The sequence below is a fragment of the Rhizobium sp. SVR5-2C genome (assembly GCF_056755115.1).
Genome location: NZ_JBNDHT010000231.1, coordinates 1 through 5952, shown reverse-complemented (window position 1 = coordinate 5952; position 5952 = coordinate 1). Strand labels below are relative to the sequence as shown.

The 5952-nt window shown below is 59.3% G+C and carries 8 protein-coding genes; 5 read left to right on the top strand and 3 right to left on the bottom strand.

What is annotated here, in order from left to right; all coding sequences use genetic code 11:
• The 3 genes from ACPYOI_RS34415 to ACPYOI_RS34405 all read left to right on the top strand — a co-directional run.
• Positions 1 to 661: helix-turn-helix transcriptional regulator (locus ACPYOI_RS34415; protein ID WP_481424037.1), on the top strand; the 661-nt coding region annotated here is incomplete at its 5' end.
• A gap of 68 nt (positions 662 to 729) precedes the next feature.
• Positions 730 to 975: a hypothetical protein gene (locus ACPYOI_RS34410; RefSeq protein ID WP_481415648.1), complete on the top strand. Its 246-nt coding sequence runs from the start codon at positions 730 to 732 to the stop codon at positions 973 to 975.
• Positions 976 to 1084: 109 nt separating this feature from the next.
• Entirely contained in the window at positions 1085 to 1453 is a 369-nt protein-coding gene (locus ACPYOI_RS34405; RefSeq protein ID WP_481415647.1) for a VOC family protein, read from the top strand.
• A gap of 39 nt (positions 1454 to 1492) precedes the next feature.
• On the opposite strand, the gene ACPYOI_RS34400 is transcribed toward ACPYOI_RS34405, so the two are convergent.
• Both ACPYOI_RS34400 and ACPYOI_RS34395 read right to left on the bottom strand, forming a co-directional pair.
• On the bottom strand, positions 1493 to 2353 hold the full coding sequence (locus tag ACPYOI_RS34400; protein ID WP_168827845.1) for a prephenate dehydratase: 861 nt from the start codon (positions 2351 to 2353) through the stop codon (positions 1493 to 1495).
• A gap of 10 nt (positions 2354 to 2363) precedes the next feature.
• Entirely contained in the window at positions 2364 to 3119 is a 756-nt protein-coding gene (locus tag ACPYOI_RS34395) for a 3-deoxy-manno-octulosonate cytidylyltransferase (RefSeq protein ID WP_481415646.1), read from the bottom strand.
• 154 nt (positions 3120 to 3273) lie between these two features.
• On the opposite strand from ACPYOI_RS34395, the gene ACPYOI_RS34390 reads away from it, so the two are divergent.
• Positions 3274 to 3849: a c-type cytochrome gene (locus tag ACPYOI_RS34390; RefSeq protein ID WP_481415645.1), complete on the top strand. Its 576-nt coding sequence runs from the start codon at positions 3274 to 3276 to the stop codon at positions 3847 to 3849.
• Between the two features lie 61 nt (positions 3850 to 3910).
• On the opposite strand, the gene ACPYOI_RS34385 is transcribed toward ACPYOI_RS34390, so the two are convergent.
• Positions 3911 to 4858 carry an AEC family transporter gene (locus tag ACPYOI_RS34385; protein ID WP_481415692.1) on the bottom strand — a complete coding sequence of 316 codons (948 nt, stop codon included), beginning with the start codon at positions 4856 to 4858 and terminating at the stop codon, positions 3911 to 3913.
• Between the two features lie 422 nt (positions 4859 to 5280).
• Between ACPYOI_RS34385 and ACPYOI_RS34380 the strand changes: the two genes are divergently transcribed.
• A partial coding sequence (locus ACPYOI_RS34380; protein ID WP_481424036.1) for an adenosine kinase occupies positions 5281 to 5952 on the top strand: 672 nt, incomplete at its 3' end.

The window sequence follows — 5952 nt, the reverse complement described above, 5'->3', positions numbered from 1 at the left end:
GCTTCAGACACTGCGGCGCTATCGCCGTCCAGTGAGCGGCGCCATCCTTGCGGCTGAAACGGGCGTCAGCATCCGCACCCTCTACCGCGATATTGCCAGCCTGCAGGCGCAGGGCGCGCTGATCGATGGCGAGGCAGGGGTCGGCTATGTCCTGAAGCCCGGTTTCATGCTGCCGCCGATGATGTTTTCGCAGGATGAGATCGAAGCGCTGGTCCTCGGATCCCGCTGGGTCGCGCGCGCCGCAGATCCTCGCCTTGCTGCGGCAGGCACCGATGCTCTGGCCAAGATTGCGGATGTCTTGCCGCGCGAGATGCGCGACGAGATCGAAACCTCGACCCTTCTCGTCAATTTCCGTCCGCGTTTCGAGGACAAGGCCGATCTCGGCGTCATCCGCAAGGCAATCCGGGCCGAGCGTATCCTCAAATTGACCTATACGGATGAAAGCGGTGCGGTCACCGTCCGCCGCGTCTGGCCCTTCGCGATCAGCTTTTTCGAGCAAGTCCGGGTGATGGTCGCCTGGTGTGAGCTCAGGCAGGATTACCGCCACTTCCGCACCGACCGAATCATCGAAATCCTCCCAGACGACACGCGTTATCCGCGCCGGCGTGCCGTTCTTCTCAAGGAGTGGAGCGAACAGCAGAACGTTCCCGCCGAACCTTGAATCCTACTGCCATAAACTGTCAGTAGGCGGCGTTATTATCGGTTCTAATCCAAGCAGGAGAACCGATAATGACGAGTCTGAACCTCACCCGATCGGCATGCGTGAATCGACCTGTCGAGAACACATCCACGCATGCGCGATACCCGCAATCCCCGATGCTGCGAATGATGCTGAACGCATCCCGCAACATGGTGCGAAGCCGCTATCCTTGGCTCGATCTCGATGCGATGTCCGACTACATGAAGCGCGATCTAGGGTTCATGGACTGGAGCCCCCCGCACCACGAGGACGATTCAATTCAATTGGCCCCTTAAACGCCAATCCCGCGAGTTCAACCTCCCGGGCGCCGAAGCCTGCTGCCATAGATCGGCAGCAGGCTTCGGCACTGTGGGGCACGATTTCATACCAAAAAGGAACAGCAATATGTCCAGCCCCAATCTTGTTATTCTCTACGTCAAGGATCCGGCTGAAAGCGCCGTCTTCTACAAGAACCTGCTCGGCCGCGAACCCGGCGTCGCGGCACCGAATTTTGTCGCGTTTCCGCTCGATGGCGGCTTCACGCTTGGCCTGTGGCGGCGCAGCACGGTCGAACCGCAGCCTTCTGCCATCGGCAATCGGGGCGAAGTCGCCTTCATGGTGCCGGGGGAGAATGCCGTTGCCAGCTACTACGAGGATTGGCGAAAGCGCGGCCTGCCTATTGCCCAGGAGCTGACCGACATGGATTTCGGCCCGACCTTTGTCGCTCTCGATCCGGATGGCCATCGGCTGCGCGTCTGCGAGCCGGACAAATGAGCGGAAAGAAAAAGGGGCGCCAGCGGCGCCCCTTTTTTGTTATTTGTGCAATTGCCCGCGCATCGGGTGACCGTGGTAGACCCCGAGAATGCGGACGTTCTCGGAGAAGAACCGCAATTCCTCCAGAGCCCGGCGCACATTGGCGTCGTTCGGATGACCTTCGATATCGGCGTAGAACTGCGTTGCAACGAACTTGCCGCCGAGCTGGTAGCTTTCAAGCTTGGTCATGTTGATGCCATTGGTGGCAAACCCGCCAAGCGCCTTGTAAAGCGCGGCCGGGATGTTGCGGACGTTAAAGACGAACGTGGTGACGATCTTTTCTTCCTCGGAAGTACGGCTTGCCCATTCTTCGTCACGAGAGAGGATGACGAAACGGGTGACGTTGCTCTCCGCGTCCTCCACATTTTCGGCAACGATATCGAGGCCATAAAGCTCGGCGGCAAGGCGCGGTGCAAGGGCCGCCATCGTCCGGTCACCGGTTTCCTTGACGAGCTTCGCAGCCCCTGCCGTGTCTCCTGCAATCACCGGCTTCCAGCCATGCGCGCGCACGATTCTGCGGCACTGGCCGAGCGCATGGATGTGGCTGTGAACGGTGCGGATTTCGTCCTTCGAAACGCCGGGCAACACCATCAGCTGGAAACGGATCGGCATGAAGTATTCGCCGATGATGTGAAGCCGGGACTCGGGCAGAAGATGATGGATATCGGCGACGCGGCCAGCGATCGTGTTTTCGATCGGGATCATCCCAATGTCGGCCTCGCCATTGTCGACCGCCGTGAACGCATCCTCGAAGGTCTGACAGGGCAGCGGCTCCATGGTCGGGAACATGTCACGGGAGGCCATGTCGGAATTCGCGCCGAACTCGCCCTGAAAAGCAATTCGATTGGTCTGGATGTTCATAGCGATGTCCTCACGCCTTCTTTGCCGAAAGGATACGGCGAGCCTTTTCGAGATCAGCCGGTGTATCGACCCCAAGCGGCACGGTGTCGACGATCTCCACGTCGATGCGCATGCCGGCTTCAAGCGCACGGAGCTGCTCCAGCGATTCGCGCCTTTCGAGAACCGAGGGGCCGAGTGAAACGAAGCGCTTGAGCGCTGCCCGGCGATACGCGTAAAGGCCAATATGGTGATAGAGGGGGCCGTTGCCATACGGTGCCGTCGCGCGGGTAAAATAGAGGCCCCGCAGGCGGCTGTCGGAGAGCGGCGAGCCAACGACCTTGACGACGTTGGGATTGGTCTTCTCTTCCTCGTCGGTGATCTCGACCGTGAGCGTCGCGATATCGACGGCCTCGTTTTCAAGCGGCCGCAACGCAGCGCGGATTGTTTCGGGATCGATCGTCGGCAGGTCGCCCTGAACATTGACGACGACCCTCACGCTGCCTTCCGGATCAACCTTGTTCAACGCTTCGAAGATTCGATCGGAACCGGATTGATGATCCCGGCTGGTCATGATGACCTGGAAGCCGGCTTTCGAAACAGCTTCGAAAACCTGCTCGTCATCGACCGCCACGACGACTCGCCCGATCTCCGCTTCCTTGGCCCGCAAGGCCACCTGAACGATCATCGGCAGTCCGCAAATATCGGCGAGCGGCTTGCCTGGAAGGCGCGTGGACGCCATGCGAGCGGGGATCAGAATCAGCACGCCATCTAAAATTGAACCGGTCACCGTTCGGGCCTTTCTATTCCAAGCGGGAAATGACAAAAAGTCTCACGTACAAGACCATTTAGACTGTTGCAAGGAACAGCCAAAAGACATAGGTTCCCCGCGATTTCAAGATGGTGCCTTTTCAGGGTCTGCCAATTGCGGGGGAGCATTGCAGATGAAGTCTAATGTCAATATGGCCGTTGGTGCGCTGCTCGGTACAATTTTCGTACTGATGTCGGTGTCGATCGCGTCCGAAGGAATCTTCCACTCCGAAGCACCGGAGAAAGAGGGTTTTGCTATTGTTGCCGCGGAGGCGCCCGCCGCCGGCGGTGGTGAAGCTGCGCCTGCAGCGATGGAGCCGATCGCCAAGCTTCTTGCAACCGCCGATGCCAAGGCCGGCGAAACGATATTCAAGAAGTGTCAGGCCTGTCATGACGCGACCAAGGGCGGTCCGAACAAAGTCGGACCAAACCTCTATGGTGTTGTCGATCGTCCGATCGCCTCGCATGAGGGCTTTTCCTACTCCTCCGCTATGAAGGATTTCTCCAAGGGCGGCAGCGAAAAGTGGACCTTCGATCATTTGAACCATTTCCTGCTGGCACCGAAGAAGCAGGTTCCGGGCACTGCGATGGGTTTTGCGGGCCTGCCGAAGGAACAGGATCGCGCCAACGTCATCCTCTACCTGCACACGCTGGCCGATTCGCCGGTCGCGCTGCCCGACCCGAACGCCCCGGACACTGTTACACAGTGATCCTGCACCGGTTTCCGATGAAAGTTGAGGCCCGGCCAACGCCGGGCTTTTTCTTTTGCGATCAGGCGCCGAGCAGATAGGCCCAGATGGAAACTGAAATGGCGCCAAGCGCTGTTGTGACCGTAATCGTTGAAGCCGCAAGGCTGTGACCAACGCCGAAGCGATTGGCGATCAGCCAGGCATTGACGCCGGTAGGAACGGACGAAATCAGCACCAGCGCGGCTGTCCACTGGCCAGTCAGTCCGACCAGATGACTTGCGGTCCAGACGCAGCATGGAAGCAGCAGCAGCTTGAAGGCAGAGGTCATGCTGGCGATGCCGAGATTGCCGGAAACGCCGTATTTCTGAAGCGCCATCCCCAGCGATACCAGAGCCACCGGCCCTGCGGCCCCCGCCAGCTGATCGACGATGGATTTCACGGGCGGCGGCATGTGAAGACCCGCAACGTGCATCGCTGAGCCCGCCGCAAGGCCGATCACCAGTGGATTTCGGATGAGGTTGAGTCCGATCTGACCCAGCAGCCTTCCAATGCTCCGCTCGGCTTTGCCCGAAATCTTCCGCTCCGCCCGCTCCATCATGATTGTGCCGATAATCATCATGACTGGCAGATGCACGGCAATCAGGATGGAAAGCGGCACGAGTCCTTCGTCTCCGACGGTGCGCTGAACGAGCGGCAGGCCAACGAAAATCGTATTGGCGAAAGCCGAAGAGACGCCGGCAAGCACACCGATGCGCTCGTCACGGCCGAAAAGGCGAGTCGCGGCGATGTGGCCGGCGGTCCAGGTAATCGCAACGCCGGAAAAATACGCGATCCAGAGGCGAAACGGCGAAGCGCCGTGAAAATCTGCTTCGGCGATCGTACGAAAGAGAAGCAGCGGAACGGCAATCTTGAAAACAAAGTCGCTCAGCGCATCCCCGACATCCGCCTTCATCAATCCGGCTTGCACGACCAGCCAGCCGATAAGGATCATGACGAAGATGGGGAGAACGTCGAAGAAGATGGCTATCATGCGGGGAAAGGCCTTGCGCGGGATACCCTGCTCTACCAGCAAAACTTCTTCGTTGACAATGCAACGGCAAAGAGAGGCGCCTACAAACCGGGCGATGGAACGAAAAAAGCGGGCATCGCCCGCTTTTCCGCATCCGGCGTCGCCGGACACCCGGTTTCCGGGTCTGCCAGTTCATCCGTGGTCAGCCCGCTCCGGTGCAGTGTCGAAGGGTATCATTCCCTTCTCATCCGGCTGCAACGCGAAAACTGTTCATGCCGGTCTGCTTGCGAACAATATTTAAAAGCTCAAGGTGACAGCCGCGTGACTCCCTGGCGGCATTTTTGCGAACAAATAGAGGGACCAGCCTCGTTTTTTCTTCCAATGACCGGAAATTCGGGTAAGACCAACCCCCGGCGATCATTCAACCCGGACCTATTCCTTTCATGACCAAATTCGATGTTCTGACTGTCGGCAACGCCATCGTGGATATCATCGCGCGCTGCGACGACCAGTTCCTCATTGACAACGGTATCACCAAGGCAGCGATGAACCTCATCGACGCCGAACGCGCCGAACTTCTCTATTCGCGCATGGGACCTGCCCTTGAAGCGTCCGGCGGCAGCGCCGGCAATACCGCATCGGGCGTTGCGAGCCTAGGCGGCAAGGCCGCCTATTTCGGCAAGGTCGCCGAGGACCAGCTCGGCGCGATTTTCGCGCACGACATCAGGGCACAGGGGGTGCACTACCAGACGAAGGCGAAGGACACATTCCCGCCGACCGCGCGCTCCATGATTTTCGTCACCGATGACGGCGAGCGGTCGATGAACACCTATCTCGGCGCCTGCGTCGAGCTCGGTCCGGAAGACGTCGAACCCGACGTCGTAGCTCAAGCCAAGGTAACCTATTTCGAAGGATACCTCTGGGATCCGCCGCGAGCCAAGGAAGCGATTCGCGAATGCGCCCGCATCGCCCATGAGAATGGGCGCGAAGTGTCCATGACGCTTTCCGACAGCTTCTGCGTCGATCGCTACCGTGCGGAATTCCTCGACCTCATGCGCTCCGGCACGGTCGACATCGTTTTCGCCAACCGCCAGGAACTGCTCGCGCTCTACGAG

What these genes read in the sequence shown, in the direction of transcription:
- ACPYOI_RS34410 (WP_481415648.1), top strand. Translation starts at nt 730, where the DNA reads ATGACGAGTCTGAACCTCACCCGATCGGCATGCGTGAATCGACCTGTC.
- ACPYOI_RS34405 (WP_481415647.1), top strand. Translation starts at nt 1,085, where the DNA reads ATGTCCAGCCCCAATCTTGTTATTCTCTACGTCAAGGATCCGGCTGAA.
- ACPYOI_RS34400 (WP_168827845.1), bottom strand. Translation starts at nt 2,353, where the DNA reads ATGAACATCCAGACCAATCGAATTGCTTTTCAGGGCGAGTTCGGCGCG.
- ACPYOI_RS34390 (WP_481415645.1), top strand. Translation starts at nt 3,274, where the DNA reads ATGAAGTCTAATGTCAATATGGCCGTTGGTGCGCTGCTCGGTACAATT.
- ACPYOI_RS34385 (WP_481415692.1), bottom strand. Translation starts at nt 4,858, where the DNA reads ATGATAGCCATCTTCTTCGACGTTCTCCCCATCTTCGTCATGATCCTT.